Source organism: Ureibacillus sp. FSL K6-0165, from assembly GCF_038004285.1.
Classification (GTDB): Bacteria; Bacillota; Bacilli; order Bacillales_A; family Planococcaceae; genus Ureibacillus; species Ureibacillus thermosphaericus.
On sequence record NZ_JBBOQS010000001.1, the window covers coordinates 2671054 to 2688018 of the forward strand.

General features: G+C 36.3%; 16 protein-coding genes. All 16 read right to left on the minus strand.

Going from position 1 to position 16965, the window contains the following annotated elements; all coding sequences use genetic code 11:
* Nucleotides 1–17 precede the first annotated feature (17 nt).
* Nucleotides 18–1616, minus strand: coding sequence for a flagellar basal-body MS-ring/collar protein FliF (gene fliF, locus NST00_RS13215; protein ID WP_016836755.1), 1599 nt, complete (start codon nt 1614–1616; stop codon nt 18–20).
* A 60-nt stretch (nt 1617–1676) separates the two neighbouring features.
* Complete coding sequence (gene fliE / locus NST00_RS13220) at nt 1677–1946, minus strand: flagellar hook-basal body complex protein FliE (protein WP_408056478.1); 270 nt, start codon at nt 1944–1946, stop codon at nt 1677–1679.
* Between the two features lie 70 nt (nt 1947–2016).
* Complete coding sequence (gene flgC / locus NST00_RS13225) at nt 2017–2472, minus strand: flagellar basal body rod protein FlgC (protein WP_016836753.1); 456 nt, start codon at nt 2470–2472, stop codon at nt 2017–2019.
* A 2-nt stretch (nt 2473–2474) separates the two neighbouring features.
* Nucleotides 2475–2867: a flagellar basal body rod protein FlgB gene (gene flgB / locus NST00_RS13230; RefSeq protein WP_026018944.1), complete on the minus strand. Its 393-nt coding sequence runs from the start codon at nt 2865–2867 to the stop codon at nt 2475–2477.
* A 398-nt stretch (nt 2868–3265) separates the two neighbouring features.
* Entirely contained in the window at nt 3266–4045 is a 780-nt protein-coding gene (gene codY, locus NST00_RS13235; RefSeq protein WP_016837419.1) for a GTP-sensing pleiotropic transcriptional regulator CodY, read from the minus strand.
* Between the two features lie 78 nt (nt 4046–4123).
* Nucleotides 4124–5512, minus strand: a complete 1389-nt coding sequence (gene hslU / locus NST00_RS13240) for an ATP-dependent protease ATPase subunit HslU (protein WP_016837420.1) — start codon at nt 5510–5512, stop codon at nt 4124–4126.
* Nucleotides 5512–6048 carry an ATP-dependent protease subunit HslV gene (hslV, locus tag NST00_RS13245; RefSeq protein ID WP_040764442.1) on the minus strand — a complete coding sequence of 179 codons (537 nt, stop codon included), beginning with the start codon at nt 6046–6048 and terminating at the stop codon, nt 5512–5514. Before hslV ends, hslU begins: the two co-directional genes overlap by 1 nt.
* Before the next feature lie 25 nt (nt 6049–6073).
* On the minus strand, nt 6074–6973 hold the full coding sequence (gene xerC, locus NST00_RS13250) for a tyrosine recombinase XerC (protein WP_016837422.1): 900 nt from the start codon (nt 6971–6973) through the stop codon (nt 6074–6076).
* A gap of 280 nt (nt 6974–7253) precedes the next feature.
* The gene (gene trmFO / locus NST00_RS13255; RefSeq protein WP_339288873.1) at nt 7254–8567 is read right to left on the minus strand and encodes an FADH(2)-oxidizing methylenetetrahydrofolate--tRNA-(uracil(54)-C(5))-methyltransferase TrmFO; all 1314 of its coding nucleotides are present in this window, start codon (nt 8565–8567) and stop codon (nt 7254–7256) included.
* Between the two features lie 19 nt (nt 8568–8586).
* A complete protein-coding gene (gene topA / locus NST00_RS13260) occupies nt 8587–10665 on the minus strand; it encodes a type I DNA topoisomerase (protein WP_016837424.1) in 2079 nt (692 codons plus the stop codon).
* Between the two features lie 108 nt (nt 10666–10773).
* Nucleotides 10774–11655 carry a DNA-processing protein DprA gene (gene dprA / locus NST00_RS13265; protein ID WP_340710106.1) on the minus strand — a complete coding sequence of 294 codons (882 nt, stop codon included), beginning with the start codon at nt 11653–11655 and terminating at the stop codon, nt 10774–10776.
* 120 nt (nt 11656–11775) lie between these two features.
* On the minus strand, nt 11776–12678 hold the full coding sequence (gene sucD / locus NST00_RS13270; RefSeq protein WP_016837427.1) for a succinate--CoA ligase subunit alpha: 903 nt from the start codon (nt 12676–12678) through the stop codon (nt 11776–11778).
* Between the two features lie 18 nt (nt 12679–12696).
* Complete coding sequence (gene sucC / locus NST00_RS13275) at nt 12697–13857, minus strand: ADP-forming succinate--CoA ligase subunit beta (protein WP_016837429.1); 1161 nt, start codon at nt 13855–13857, stop codon at nt 12697–12699.
* A 175-nt stretch (nt 13858–14032) separates the two neighbouring features.
* Nucleotides 14033–14308 (minus strand): EscU/YscU/HrcU family type III secretion system export apparatus switch protein, encoded by a 276-nt coding sequence (locus tag NST00_RS13280; protein WP_016837431.1) that lies wholly within the window; start codon nt 14306–14308, stop codon nt 14033–14035.
* Complete coding sequence (locus tag NST00_RS13285; protein WP_340710109.1) at nt 14305–16161, minus strand: hypothetical protein; 1857 nt, start codon at nt 16159–16161, stop codon at nt 14305–14307. Before NST00_RS13285 ends, NST00_RS13280 begins: the two co-directional genes overlap by 4 nt.
* Nucleotides 16158–16937, minus strand: a complete 780-nt coding sequence (locus tag NST00_RS13290) for a ribonuclease HII (protein ID WP_016837434.1) — start codon at nt 16935–16937, stop codon at nt 16158–16160. Before NST00_RS13290 ends, NST00_RS13285 begins: the two co-directional genes overlap by 4 nt.
* Between the last annotated feature and the right edge of the window lie 28 nt (nt 16938–16965).

A 16965-nucleotide genomic window follows, 5' to 3' on the forward strand; every position in this document is an offset into this window, starting at 1 on the left:
GTCGAACCTCCTATCCATTAATCTTCAGCTATCCAGCTCCGCAATAATTTTGCAAAATCTTCCGGTTTTTCTTTTGCCATTTTTTCTAATTGCTTGCGACGAACTGTAGATTCTGTTTCTTTTTCTTGATTAATATCTTCCACAAGCAACTCTTCTTGTTCTTCAATAATTTCCATAGCTTCTTCTTCCGCTTTTCGCTTTTTCGAACGCAAGATGTAAACAATAAGAAGAAGAATTGCAGCAACTAAAATTCCACCAACAACCCAAATCCACCATGGAATCACTGGTGTTTCTTCGATATTTTCTACGTCATTGCCATAGAATTGTTGAACAGAAACAACAATTTTGTTTTCAATTTCTTCATCTGTTAATTCTCCAGCAGCTTCTTTATCAATTGAAGTTCGGACAATAGTTGCTAAAATTTGTTCAATATCTTCCACAACTGTAGCTGAAAGGGATGTTGGATCTTCAGGAACAGGTGGCTCAACCATGACTTGAATACCAATATCGCGAATTTTGTACGGGCTTTCTTGGATTACACGATTAATGCGATTTACATCATTATTAATTGTTTCTTCAATTCGTTCGTAATCACCATTGCCGTTTAAAACTTCTTGATATCCGGTTGCATTATCAGTCGGATCGCCCATCTCCGTTGGACCTGTTGCACCATTCATACCTGTATATGTTTCAGTAATGCGTTGGGCACTGATTTCAATGCCTTCCATATTCTCCTCATCTACAGGTTTTACTAATTTCTCCTCACGATTTTCTTTCTTAAAATCGATATCTGTAGTGACTGATACAACAACTTTGTTTTGTCCCATTAATGTTCCAAGCATTTTTTGAACTTGACGTTCAAGGTCACGTTCAATCGTTTTCTTTACATTCATTTGACCTTCTACAGAGTCGATTGAACCACTTCCAGCTATAGCGGATTCTAAATCGTAATATTCAGAATACTGATTAGATATTGTAATATTGTCTGTGCTTAAATTAGGAACACTTTTCGATACAAGGTTATATAATGTTTTAATTTGGTCATCAGTGAACTTATGACCTGGTTCAGTATGTAATACGACAGCAGCAGAAGCGTTTTGATTCTCCGCATTCTGATTAATGAATACACCTTTTTCTGGCATAGAAATCATAACTTTTGCATCTTTTACCCCATCGATTTTCTTTATGAGGTTTTCAAGTTCTGTTTCTAGGGCTTTATGCTTGATGACGTTAAATTCATTATCCGTCATACCAAAGCCAGCATTTTCTGTGAAGAATGTTGTACTAATTCCTCCAGTTTCAGGGTATCCTTGTGCGGCTAAGGAAACTTTTATGGAATCAACTTGCTTTTCTGGAACTAAAATGTTCGTTCCACCTGGAGCAATTTCATATGTAACACCTTGAGAGCTTAATACTTCCGCAATCTCCCCAGTTTCCTTTGCTGATAATTCTGTGAAAAGGGGAACCATGTTTGTTCGAGTAGTAAAATATGTAATAATAGCCGCTATCGCTATAACCCCTACGAAGGTTCCAATTATTGCACCTTTCTGCTTCTTTGTCCGACTTTTCCAAAAATTAATGGAATCGGTTTTTAATTTATTAAGTCGATCATTCATTACAAATCCTCCGGTACTAGTGAATACACTAACATTTTATATTCCGTGCGTAACCGTAGATTATACAGTCATTCGCATAACTTCTTGATAAGCTTCAATTACTTTATTGCGAATTTCAACCGTAGCATTTAATGTAATGCTCGCCTTTTGTGCTGCAATCATTACATCATGCAACTCAACGTTTTCTCCATGAATCAACTTATTTGTTAATTCATCTGATTGAACTTGGTAATCATTTACTTTGTCAATCGCTTCTTTTAATGTATTGGCAAAACTTTTTTGCGCTTCAAATGGCGTTTGTTGATTGGATATCACTCTATTACCATTCACATTTTGAAGTGGAATAGATAAGTTTACTTGGTTTATTGCCACATCAATTCACCCCTCTCATTGTTCACCCTTATTTACCTATTTCTAAAGCCTTTGTTAACATCGCTTTACTTGCATTTAAAACGGTTATATTTGCTTCGTATGAACGAGTAGCAGAGATCAAATCGACCATTTCTTTTAACACATCGACATTAGGCATTTGTACATATCCATCCTCGTTTGCATCTGGATGGCTTGGATCATATACGAGTTTGAACGGCGTTTCATTATCCTCATTTATTTTTGTTACTTTTACTCCATTGCCTACGCCATTGCTCTTCCCTACTGCTTTATTTAAAAAGGATGAAAATGTACCTTCATTTGCAGTAAGTGTCACCGTTTTCCGACGGTACGGCTCCCATTCACCATTCACTTGTCTAGCACGAGTTGTATCAACATTCGCTATATTTGAGGAAATGACATCCATTCGTAAGCGTTGAGCAGTTAAAGCTGATGTTGTTGTATTGATGCTAGAAAAGATTGACATTACTATTTCCCTCCTTTAATGACTGTATTTAATGTATTGAATTTACCGTTAATGCGATCAATCAAAGCATTGTAGTAAATCGTATTTTTCGCTAATTCTGCTTGTTCTTTATCCATATCTACACCGTTGCCGTTATGGCGATATTGAAAGTTTTCATAACTATAAACAACATGGGTAGATTGTTCAAAACTAAAATCATAATGTCTCTTATCTGATTTGTTCGCCCTAAGTTGTTTTTCATTTTCATCATTCAATAGTTTTTTAAATTTGACATCTTTTGCCTTGTAATTAGGCGTATCGACATTTGCAATGTTATGTGCAATAGTCTTATTTTTTAGCGATGCGTATTTTAAACCATGCTCTAAGTTACTTATTGTTCCTCCAAACAAGTTCAAACCGTTCACCTCGTTCTATTTCATTACAAAAATGACAAATTTCTTACTCAACACTAGTATTTATTGTAAATAAGATAATTCACAGTGTCTATCGTCTTTTGGCACTTTTTCATAGTCTATCTGAATCAATTTTTCATGCCAAGTTTTTCAAAAAGTTCACATTTCGATAACAAAAGTTTCAATTCGACAAAATTTTTGACTTTGCAATTCCCAAAAGTTACTATCAGCTATCACTTAATTGATAAAAAAGTACTACAATTATATAAAACTATTCCCTTAATGAAATTATTAAAAGGAAAATAAAAAGGTCTCATTAATAATGAGACCTTTTTAATAGTTGTAGTTATTACACAACAATATTGTTATGAATTCATTATTCTAGTATAGGAAGAACTTGCTTATTTCATTTTAATTTCAGCTAAAGCCGTCAAAAACTTATCATTTAATACTTTAATATATGTTCCTTTCATGCCGAGAGATCTTGATTCAATTACTCCTGCAGACTCAAGTTTACGTAATGCGTTAACGATTACTGAACGCGTAATACCAACACGATCAGCAATTTTAGATGCAACGAGTAAACCTTCATTTCCATCTAGTTCCTCAAAAATATGTTCAATTGCTTCTAATTCACTATAAGAAAGGGAGTTGATAGCCATTTGCACGACTGCTTTACTGCGAGCTTCTTCCTCAATTTCTTCAGCTTTTTCACGCAAAATTTCCATGCCGACTACCGTCGCACCATACTCTGCTAAAATTAAATCATCGTCACCGAATCGTTCCTCTAAACGCCCTAAAATCAACGTACCTAACCGTTCACCACCGCCGATAATAGGCACAATTGTCGTTAAACCATTTTTGAAAATATCGCGGTTTTCAATAGGGAAAATTGTATAATCACTATTGATATCAATATTTGAAGATGTTTCATTGATGTCTTTCAGACTATTTGTATATTCTTCAGGGAATTGACGTTCTTCTAACATTTTTTTCATTCTGTCATTCTCGATTTTTTGATGAATGGAAATCCCCAATAATTTCCCTTTTCGACTAACAATAAATACATTACTATCAATCGTTTCACCTAATGTATCTGCCATCTCTTTGAAATTAACTGGTTTTCCAGCTGTTTTTTGCAACAATGCGTTAATTTTTCTAGTTTTTGTTAATAAATCCATATTAATTGCCTCCTAGGGTTACATTGTTCAATTATTATCGTAGAAAATGCTTTATACTTATTTGCTAAAGTATTCATGTTAAAGGATAAATTGTGACAAATCCTTGTTCTTTGAAATTTCACCAAGTTTTTTGTCTACATATGAACGAGTGATTTGAATATGTGTTGGAGCAATTTCAGGTGCTTCGTAAGATAACTCCTCCAATAATCGCTCCATAATCGTATGCAATCTACGTGCACCAATATTATCCGTTTCTTGATTTACTTCCGTTGCAATTTCCGCAATGCGTTCAATTGCATCATCAGAAAAATCAATAGATACGCCTTCAGTTTCAAGCAAGGCTCTATATTGTAAAATAAGAGATTGATCAGGTTCTTTTAGAATCCGAACAAAGTCTTCTTTTGTTAACTTATCCAACTCTACTCGAATCGGGAAACGACCTTGTAACTCTGGAATTAAATCACTCGGCTTCGACATATGGAAAGCTCCTGCAGCAATAAAGAGCATATAATCCGTTTTAACAGGTCCATATTTTGTCGTCACTGTTGATCCTTCTACAATTGGGAGAATATCTCTTTGTACTCCTTCACGCGAAACATCCGCAGACGAATGCTGACCTCTGCTTGCAATTTTATCAATTTCGTCGATAAAGATTATTCCAGATTGTTCTGCACGTTTAATCGCTTCTTGCGCTAGCTCTTCGGAATCGATTAATTTGTTCGCCTCTTCGATTGCTAATACCCGACGAGCATCTTTCACTTTCATGCGACGCTTTTTCGTTTTTTTCGGCACAAGACTTGATAACATATCTTGCATACCGCTAGAGCCTAGTTCAGGCATTCCCGGAATCATCATGTCTAGAAATGCTGTATTTTGTTCAGTCACTTCTACAGTTACCCATTCGTCTTCCAGTTTACCTGCTAATAAGTCTTCCTTTACTTTAGAACGTTTTAATCGAATTTCAGTTTCTTCTTGAGAATCCGTTTGGCTTTCCGTTTTTTGTCCACCAAATAAAAGTTCAAATGGATTTTGCGTCATTTTTGACTTAGATTTAGAAGGAACAAGCAATTTTACTAACACTTCATTAGCCTGTTGTTCTGCTTGATCTTTAACTTTTTCCATCATCTCTTCTTTCACAAGTCTTCTGGAAGCTTCAACAAGATCCCGAACCATCGATTCCACATCTCGGCCAACATAGCCCACTTCGGTAAACTTTGTTGCTTCAACTTTGACAAACGGAGCATTTGTTAACTTAGCTATTCTTCTTGCTATTTCCGTTTTACCGACACCGGTAGGACCAATCATCAATATATTTTTTGGAATCACTTCACTTTTAAGTTCATCGCTAAGAAGCGATCTCCGGTATCTATTTCTTAATGCAATCGCTACTGCCCGTTTTGCAGCATCTTGACCAACAATATATCGGTTTAATTGTTCTACAATTTGTCTTGGCGTAAGTGTCGTCATCAGTTTAGCGCCTCCACAATAATGTTATGATTTGTATAAACGCAAATATCGGCTGCAATTGTTAGGGCCGCCTTTGCAATTTCTTCCGCTGTCATATGCTGCCCCGCATGTTGCTTTAAAGCTCTCCCTGCTGCAAGAGCATAGTTTCCTCCAGAGCCGATTGCAAGTATTCCATCATCTGGCTCAATTACTTCGCCAGTACCGGAAATAAGAAGCAACGTGTTTTTGTCCATGACAAGTAATAGTGCCTCTAATTGTCGGAGCATCTTATCTCCACGCCATTGTTTCGCTACTTCAACAGCTGCTCGTTGCAGATTGCCGCTATATTCATTCAATTTGGATTCAAACATTTCAAACAGCGTAAACGCATCAGCAACAGAACCCGCAAATCCCGCTAATACTTGCCCGTTAAATAATTTTCTCACTTTTCTAGCTGTATGCTTCATAACGACGGAATTCCCTAATGTAACTTGCCCATCTCCTGCCATTGCACATTTGCCATTATGATGAATGGCAAAAATCGTAGTAGCGTGCATTTCCAATTTTTATTCCTCCCTACCATTATGCTCTTGGATGCGCCTTCATATAAGTACTTCGAAGGTGTTCCTTCGTCACGTGTGTATAAATTTGAGTGGAGGATAAATTCGCATGTCCTAGCAATTCTTGAACTGTACGTAAATCTGCCCCATTATTCAATAAATGCGTCGCAAAGGTATGTCTTAACATGTGAGGGTAAATTTTCGTATGCATACAAGCATTTTGAATCATTTCATTTAAAATATAATGGACACCACGAGCAGTAAGTTCGCCTCCACGCATATTCACGAATAACCTGTTGTGCTTATTATTTTTCATAATCAATGGTCTTGCTTCATTGATATATTTTATTAAAGCATCATGAGCATATTGCCCAAATGGAACAATTCTTTCTTTCCTCCCTTTTCCCATCACCCGAAGAATGGAATAATGAAAATCGATATCGTCTAATTCAATCGATGTGCACTCACTTACACGAATTCCTGTAGCATATAGTAATTCAAGTAGCGCCATATTGCGTAGTGATTTTAAATCGTCGCCTGCATTTGCTTCAAATAACTGTGCAAGTTCATCTTCATAAAAAAAATTGGGTAGTAATTTTTCTTTTTTCGGATGATATAAAGATAGAAAAGGCGAAAGGTCAATCCCATAATCTCGATTTAGAAAACGAAAAAATGTGCGAATGGAAGAAATTTTTCTAGAAACTGTTGTACGAGACAGTTTTTCTTCATATAGTTTGGTCACAAACAACCTTGCATGTATATACTCCACTTCGCGTAAATCGTCAACTCCTTCTGCTCTTAAAAAGGTAAGGAATTGGGTAATGTCTCGTTCATATTCCTTTACCGTATGAACAGAAAAGTTTTTTTCCAATTGAATTACTCGGAGAAACTCATCCAAAGCTTTTGTTGGTTGAATATTCAACTTGGGTCACCTCTATTTCGAAGTACCATGAAGAAAAATGCGGCATTTAGGACATATTTTTCGTCATTTCTTTATTGGAACACATACAGTGAAAACATCCATTCTCGACTGTATACCGAACTTCGAGATATATCAAGCAAAAAATCAGTAATTTTGTAAAAAATCAGTTTCCCTTCACAAATTGTTAAAAATTTAACCTTTTTTATCCACGTTTATTCAAAGATGATGACATAAATAATAGCCTCTAAACATTATATCAACATTTAGAGGCTAAAATCAATTATATAGTTTGAGTATTCATAAAATTCCGAATTGTTTCAATTGCTCGCTCAGCATGTTTTAATGCTCGTTCTTGCTTAGATTTTATTCGTTCACCTAATTCCGGGAAGATACCAAAGTTAACGTTCATCGGTTGGAAGTTGTTTGGATCTGCTTCAGTAATATAGCGGGCCATGCTACCTAACGCCGTTTCAATTGGGAATTCAATCGGTTCTTTCCCAAGTGCCAAGCGGGCTGCATTCACTCCCGCAATAAGTCCGCTTCCAGCCGATTCAACATAGCCTTCCACTCCCGTCATTTGACCAGCAAAGAATAAATTAGAACGAGATTTCAATTGATAAGTTTTCTTTAATACTTTCGGTGAATTAATGAATGTGTTACGATGCATTACCCCGTAGCGAACAATCTCTACATTCTCTAAACCAGGAATTAATCGAAATACTTCTTTTTGCGCTCCCCATTTTAAATGAGTTTGGAATCCAACAATGTTATATAATGTGCCAGCTGCATTGTCTTGTCGTAGTTGTACAACCGCATATGGACGTTCGCCAGTTCTTGGATCTTCCAATCCGACTGGTTTTAAAGGACCAAATAATAATGTTTTCGGTCCACGCTTTGCCATCACTTCAATCGGCATACAACCTTCAAAGTAAATTTCCTTTTCAAATTCTTTCAATTCGACTACTTCTGCATTTACTAAAGCATCATAAAATCGTTCAAACTCTTCCTTTGTCATTGGACAGTTTAAATATGCAGCTTCTCCTTTATCATAACGTGATTTTAAATACACTTTATCCATATTGATGCTATCTTTTTCAACAATTGGGGCAGCAGCATCATAGAAGTAGAGATAATCTTCACCTGTCAATTGTTGAATTTTCTTAGCCAAAGTTTCAGAAGTTAATGGTCCAGTTGCGATTACCGTAATGCCTTCAGGTATTTCCGTTACTTCTTCATTAACTACTTCAACAAGAGGATGATTTTTTAATTGTTCTGTAATAAATCCAGAAAATTCATGGCGATCGACTGCGAGAGCGCCTCCTGCTGGAAGGCTAGCCTGGTCAGCAGCTTTAATAACTAATGAGTTCATCATTCTCATTTCTTCTTTTATTACTCCAACTGCGTTTGTAAGCGCATTCGCTCGCAATGAATTGGAACAAACTAATTCTGCAAATTTGTCTGTATGATGAGCTGGTGTTTGTTTTACAGGTCTCATTTCATAAAGTTTTACTTTTACACCACGGCTTACAATCTGCCAGGCCGCTTCGCTTCCTGCTAGTCCTGCACCAATTACATTTACTACTTGTTCTGTCATAATTATCATCTTCCTAACTTCATTGTGTTGGTTGTTCTTCGTAGTCACAATTTGTACATTGTACTTGAATACCTTTTTTCACTTTTTTCTCAACTAATAATGAACTACATTTTGGACAAGGTCTGCTGATCGGTTTATCCCATGAGACAAAATCGCATTCAGGATAATTTTCACAACCGTAAAAAATGCGTTTCGTTTTACTTTTTCTCTCCACAATTTCTCCAGTTTTACATTTTGGACATGTTACGCCGATTGGTTTTGTAATCGTCTTTGTATTTCGACATTCTGGGAAATTGGAACAAGCCATAAATTTTCCATAACGGCCTAATTTAAATACCATTGGTGCTCCGCATTTTTCACAATCTTCTCCAGCAGGCTCATCTTTAATTTCGATTTTTTCAATCGCTTCATCAGCATGCTTTACATGTTTTTCAAATTCTTTATAGAAATTATCGATAATTTGAATCCAATCAGTTTTTCCTTCTTCAATTTTATCTAAATCAGCTTCCATTTTCGCGGTAAATTCAATATCGATAATTTCCGGGAAAAACTCCATCATCAATGAATGGACAATTTCTCCAAGCTCCGTCGGGACAAAACGTTTATTATCAAGTTGCACATAACCACGTCTTTGGATGACGTCCACAGTCGGAGCATAGGTGGATGGTCTTCCTATTCCAAGTTCCTCCAATTCTTTCACAAGTCTGGCTTCCGTATAGCGTGGAGGTGGTTGTGTAAAGTGTTGCTTTGGAATGATTTCAACTGATTTGATTTTGTCTCCAACGTGCAACTCTGGAAGTATTTTGGTTGTTTCTTCCGTTTGATCGTCAGTTCCTTCAATGTATACTTTCATAAATCCTGAAAATTTCAGTTGAGATCCATTTGCTCGGAAAATACAGCCAGAATTTTTTAATTCTACAGATACTGTATCTAGAATAGCTGGAGCCATCTGACTTGCTACAAATCGGTCCCAAATGAGACGATACAGACGCAATTGATCACGAGTTAATACATCTTTCAATTGGTCTGGTGTTCTTAACACGCTTGTTGGTCGAATCGCTTCGTGAGCATCTTGAGCATTTGTTTGTTTTTTCGCCTTCGGAATTTCTTCAGAGACATATTCTTTGCCATATTTATCGTGAATATATTGAATTGCTTCTGCTTTTGCAGCATCCGAAATACGTGTGGAATCGGTACGCATATACGTAATTAAACCGACCGTACCTTCATCTTTTCCAATATCAATACCCTCGTAAAGTTGCTGAGCAATCATCATTGTTTTCTTTGCTCGGAAGTTCAATTTTCGCGCCGCTTCTTGTTGAAGTGATGAAGTTGTAAACGCTGGAGCAGGATTTCTTTTTCTCTCTTTCTTCGTCACATTTACAACTTCAAATTCGGATCCCTCTATTTTTTTTAAAATTTCTTCCACTTGTTGTTGATTTGTGAGCTTTACTTTTTCCTTTTCATCTCCATAGTAAAGCGCTTCAAATTGCTTTTTATTCTTTTCAAATTTTCCTTCTATTGTCCAGTATTCTTCTGGAACGAAATGTTTAATTTCATTTTCTCTATCGATAATCAACCGCATTGCAACGGACTGAACACGTCCTGCGGATAATCCTTTTTTCACTTTTCGCCACAAAATTGGGCTTATGTTATAACCAACAAGCCTGTCTAATACTCTGCGAGCCTGTTGAGCATCCACAAGATGCTTATTAATTGGACGCGGATGTTTAAAAGATTCTAACACCGCATCTTTCGTAATCTCGTTAAATACTACTCGACAATCGCTTTCAGTATCGATATTTAAAGCTTTTGCTAAATGATATGCGATCGCTTCACCTTCGCGATCAGGGTCGGCTGCAAGATACACTTTTTTCGCCTTTTTCGCAGCTGTTTTTAACTCTTGTAATATAGGCCCTTTTCCACGAATGGTAATATATTTAGGTTTATAATTATCTTCCGTATCAATCCCCATTTGGCTCTTCGGAAGATCAATTACATGTCCAATGGATGCTTTTACTTTATATTTTTTTCCTAAATATCGTTCAATGGTTTTCGCTTTCGCTGGTGATTCTACTATCACTAAATAGTCTGCCATCTTCAACTTCCTCCTCACTAGAGGCACCTTTATATATTTTTAAAGAAATTCCTGTTGCAAAATGTATAACAGTTTGACTAATAATGCAACTTTTTTTCAATATATTTCCTAAAAAAACAAATTTAATTCATCTAAAATTTGTTGACCGTTCCATACAGGAATTGCTCCTTCTCTTAACAATCGATTCGTTCCCTCTGAAAGTTTTGAATCAATAGGGCCTGGTACTACAAATATATCTTTTCCATGTTCTAAAGCATGATCTGTCGTAATTAACGTACCGCTTTTCACCGCAGCTTCTGTTACTACAATCGCTTCACTAATACCACTTATAATACGATTCCTGAGTGGAAAATGCCACCTTTTGGGACCAACATAGGGTGGAAATTCCGTTACCAATAAGTGTTGATTAGCCATTATCGTCGCTAATTTCTTATTTTCTTTAGGATAAATATGAAATAATCCATTCCCTAATATACCAATCGTTTTCCCGCCGTATCGAATAGTTGCCTCATGAGCCATTCTATCTGCACCTTTTGCCAATCCACTAACGACAACTATATCCTTTTCAATTAAAGGTGGAACAATCGACTCCAGCGCTTTCACAGTATATTGTGTAGCCATTCTAGAACCGATAATAGCAATTTTTCTTCTAGTTAATAAAGATATATCCCCTTTCGCATAAAGCACAGTAGGTGAATCGACTAATGTAAGTAAAGATAGGGGATAATTTGGATCGGTATAAGGAATTACATGTATTCCTTCATGATTATATGCATCAAGCAAATTTTTCTTTAACATTCTCTTATAATTAGTTAGGATTTTTTCTGCTTTTTCCGATGAAATTTGGAGAATGGACGTTAATTTTGTAGGCGATAAAAATTGCAGTTCATGAAGGGAGGAAATTTCATCTAATAATTTGTGAAATTGATTTAGTGGAAGTGGGTAAACATAGTGGAAGGTAATCAACTCATCAATTGAAAATGAGCTCACATTACCCCTCCTATAGTAGAACATATCCTTTTCGTGACCGCACAAAGAATTGTCCAAAAAATATTATAAAATAAAGAAATGAAAAAGTGTAACGCAAATAGATGCGCTACACTCTTTATATTAATGGGTTTTACATTTTTCGTATAGCCCTTTTTCTTTTAATACTTTAATTAATGTTTCACCAATTACAGACGGTGTTGGAGCGATTTCAATTCCCGCATCATTCATCGCCTTAACTTTTTCCGCTGCTGTACCTTTACCGCCAGAAATAATCGCACCAGCATGTCCCATTCGTTTTCCTGGAGGTGCTGTTTGACCTGCGATAAATCCTACAACCGGTTTTTTCATATTTTCTTTAATCCATGCTGCTGCTTCTTCTTCAGCTGTACCACCAATTTCACCAATCATCACAACTGCGTATGTTTCCGGATCTTCATTGAATTCTTTTAATACATCTACAAAGTTTGTACCGTTAACAGGGTCACCGCCAATTCCCACAGCAGTTGTTTGGCCAATACCAGCATCTGATAATTGAAGTACTGCTTCATATGTTAAAGTACCAGAGCGGGATACTAAACCAACATGACCTTTTTTCAAAATATATCCAGGCATAATACCGATTTTACATTCTTCAGCTGTCACGAGTCCAGGGCAGTTTGGACCTAGTAAGCGCGTTTTCTTCCCTTCCATAAAACGCTTAACTTTCACCATGTCTAATACTGGAATATGTTCCGTAATACAGCATGTAAATTCTAATTCAGCTTCTACCGCTTCCATAATCGCATCAGCAGCAAATGGCGCCGGTACGAAAATAACAGAAGCATTCGCTCCTGTAGCTGCTTTTGCCTCAGCTACCGTATTAAATACAGGTACTCCTTCGATTACTTGTCCACCTTTACCAGGTGTTACCCCTGCTACGATTTTTGTACCGTACTCCAACATTTGTTTTGTATGGAATAAAGCTGTTTCACCAGTAATACCTTGAACAATTACTTTCGTATCTTTATTTACATAAATCGCCATTGTTCTCCCCAGCCTTTCTTACCTTACGAGTTCTATAATTTTTTGTGCACCTTCAGCCATTGAAGTCGTTCCGATAATATTTAATCCAGATTTATTTAGTATTTCTTTACCAAGAGCAGAGTTTGTTCCTTCTAAACGAACAACTAACGGAACATTTAACCCTATTTGCTTCGCTGCTGCTACTACACCTTCAGCGATGACATCACATTTCATAATGCCTCCGAAAATATTTACAAAAATACCTTTTACGTTCGGATCAGAAAGAATAATTTTAAACGCTTCTGTTACTTTTTCCGTATTTGCACCGCCACCAACGTCTAAGAAGTTGGCTGGAGAGCCTCCATAATAGCTGATTGTATCCATTGTTGCCATCGCAAGACCTGCACCATTAACAAGACATCCGATATTTCCGTCTAATGATACATAGTTTAAATCGTACTTTGATGCTTGAATTTCTTTTGGATCTTCTTCATCAAAGTCACGTAATTCAACGATATCAGGATGGCGATAAAGAGCATTTGCATCAAAGTTAAATTTCGCATCTAACGCCATAATTTTATCGTCTTCTGTTAGCACAAGTGGATTGATTTCAAGAATAGAAGCATCTTTTTCCACAAAAGCAGTGTATAATCCAATCATGAGTTTAGCAGCTTGATTTACTAACTTTGGTGGAATTTCCATATTAAATGCTAATCTTCTTGCTTGGAATGGTAATAATCCTGTTATCGGATCAATTACTTCTTTAAAGATTTTTTCAGGTGATTTTTCTGCTACTTCTTCAATCTCCATTCCACCTTCTGCTGAACCCATAACAGTAATGCGCGAAGTGGATCTATCCAAAATAAAACTGATATAGTACTCTTTTTTAATTTCGCAACCTTCTTCAATATAAAGGCGTTTTACTTCCTTACCTTGTGGACCTGTTTGTTGCGTAACTAAAATTTTTCCTAATAAATCCTTCGCATATGCACGAACTTCATCCAAATTTTTGGCTACTTTTACCCCGCCGGCTTTCCCACGTCCACCAGCATGGATTTGAGCCTTCACCACTGTGATATTTGATCCAAGTTCTTTTGCAACTTTAACTGCTTCATCCGGTGAAAAAGCAACTTTTCCGTTTGGAACTGCTACACCATAATTCCTAAGAATTTCCTTACCTTGATATTCATGGATATTCATTTGCCATCCTCCAATTCACCAATTTGGGAAATAGTTTGTTACCAATACTATTTTAATCAAACAGTAACCCATTGTCTATGTTCGCATTTTTTTCGTATTTTTCTTAATTTTCGACATATTTTTCTACTTCGCGTAAAATAAGCATTTTTGCTTTTACAATACTACAATAGTCATGTTAAGAATGTGAAGAAACTTTTCGATCTAATCGATAAATAAAAGCAAATACTTCTGCCACTGCTTCATATAAGTCCTGTGGTATCGACTCGTTTAAATCGAGTTGTCCCAGCAATTCTACTAGGCTGGGATCTTCATATATAGGTACATCGAATTCTTGCGCTTTTTGCAGGATATTTTCTGCAATTTTCCCTTTACCTTTCGCAATCACTTTTGGACTATTTTCATCAGGATTATACATAAGGGCAACTGCTTCTTTTCTTTTTTCCGAATTCATACGCGAATATCCACTCCCCTTTGTACTGCCCCTCTGTCATTCAATTTTTCAATATTTTTCTCAAGATTTTTTTGCAAAGTTTTTTTATAAGGTTTAATCATTACGCCGGATAAATGATAGTTTTTTTCTTCTAGGCCCACTTTTAAAGCTTTTTTTAACGGCTCAGCTAGTACATCTAACCCTTCCAGTTCATTGTACACATAAATCGAAACAATTCGGTTCTGCACCTGCATATCAATCACGGTTTCTTTTAATACTTCCATATTTAGATAAAATAAAATCCGAGCATAGTTGGAATCAATTTTTCCATCTTTTTTCATTCTTCCATTCCATTGAATGGTCGCATCTACGTGCTTTCCTAAAAATTGCAATGGAAGTTGCATAATTATTTGATGTTGATGACCTGTTTCTCCAGAAAGCAGTTGCATTCCATTTAATCGGGCTAACACCATCTCAGCACTATTCTTCAATTCTGTAGATGCGTTCTCATCTTGAATAAGGGACAATAATTGGGGCTTTATAGATTGGATGAGGTTTGTAACATCCTCTCCTTTGTTCAGTGCAGCTTCATAACTTAAACCAAGCCTTATTAATATGTGTTGAATAGCTTTTTGTATCCCTTGACTGTTCAACGATGACTCCAAAATTGCTTGAGATTCCGCCATCATAACTTGTGTAGATGGCTCTTTAGATGCTTGAAAAGCTTTTGCCATTTGAATAAATTCCATATCGCTTTTTATACTCATTTCCTGTTTTAGTAGTGACAATAAATGCTCCTTCGGCGAAATTCCATCTTCGTTAAAAAATAATCGATTTACTGCTTGTTCTGAAAAGGCTTTTAACAATTGGACATGGAGTTGTTTAGCCAATTGTTCAACATGATTAGTGTTTTCGAAGGATTTGAGCAATTCAAGAATGGTATTTTTCTGTTGTTCTGTAAGCGTTACTTCCCCTTTAATCCAATGGGTAATCTGTTGAATTGTATGAGCAATTGAAACAGTTGAACTTGATTGCAACTGTCTGACAAAGAATCCTGCTGTTTCATTGCGAGAAGAGAGCGTTGCGGTGTTCAACCAATTATTAAGTGTTGCATCTTTTGGTAAAATATTTGCTTCTTTTAAAATATTTAACGCTTCAAGTTGCTTTGTTTCTTGTCCATCACTTTGTAGAAGAATTTGCACAGAGCGTGCAATCATCGTTCCCGCTGTTTCTGCTTCGAAAGGTTTGGCAATGGACTGCAACGCATTTAGTAAATTTTCTTTTATTTGAGGTGAAATTAAGTGATTTTGTTGCAATAATTGGGTAAGTTGTTCAAGGTTATTGGAAATGCCACTTGTTTTCGAACCGAGTAGTAGCGCCTTAAATGTTACTTCCGAAAAAGGAATTTTCAATTCCATCATCTTTTGCAATGTTTGTAATGCTTCTTGCTTTGTTACTCCGTCAGGTAAATTTTTCAACCATATTTCCGATTGCAATAATTGTTCTTTAACAATAGGAAGCTGATGTTTGATGAAATGCGTCAACAGTTGCTGCATTTCAGGAGACTTCGGCAAATGCAATGTTTCAATCAATTGTTGCACATTTACAAATTCCTTCGTCATTGGCCCTGTAACCACTTTTAACTCCGTCTGGGGGGAAGTGCTCATCACTTGGAAAAAATGCGAATCTCCCACTTTTATAGGCGTTTCCAGCTTTGCTATGAGACGATGCTCGCCAATTTGGATTTCCGCCATTTGATTTGGATATAATTGTTTAATCTTTCCATGGAATACTTGTCCTTGTTTCAACACAAGAGGATTTATTTGTGCGGACACTTGTTGTTGTTGAATCGGTTGAAAGGAAGGAATTGTCATATCATCACCTTCTTCTCTAGCATTGTTTTAATTGGTTCAAATGATTTGCGATGATGAATGGTTGGCCCAAATTGTTCAATTGCTTCTAAATGTTGCTTTGTGCCATAACCAGCATGCTGATCAAATCCGTATTGAGGATATTCTTTATGTAACTTTTCCATATATAAATCCCGTTCGTGTTTAGCTAATATCGATGCCGCTCCAATCGCAAGACTTTTCGCATCGCCTTTTATTATATTTTTTTGAGGTATATCAATCGGGACTGTAACTGCATCTACAATGCAAAAATCTGGGCGTATTTTTAAACTTTCAACACACATTTTCATCGATTGTTTTGTTGCTTCTAAAATATTCATCTCATCAATGATTTCCGCGCTCTGAAAATGTATTGAATAATCAAGAGCATGCTTTTTAATTAACTCAGCAAATTCTGCGCGTTTCTTTTTGGATAGTTGTTTTGAATCATTCACTCCAACAAGTTCTGGACAATCTTTTGGTAAAATGACTGCGCAAGTGACAACTGGTCCAGCTAGAGGACCTCTTCCCGCCTCATCTATTCCAGCTAAATAGGCATCTTCAAAGGGAAGAAAACTTGCATCAAATGCTTGCTTTTGACGAAATTGTTCAAGCATTTTCTCCTGATTTTCTAATCTCTTTTTAAACTGTAAAAAAGCTTTTTTTACTCCCGCTCTTTCGTCATATTCAAGTTCCTTCATCCATGGCTCATATGTAGACGCACTTTTTAATGCTTCTGTTATTTCCTTAATTGTTTTCATACTTGCTTTCTCCTAATATTTTTATTTT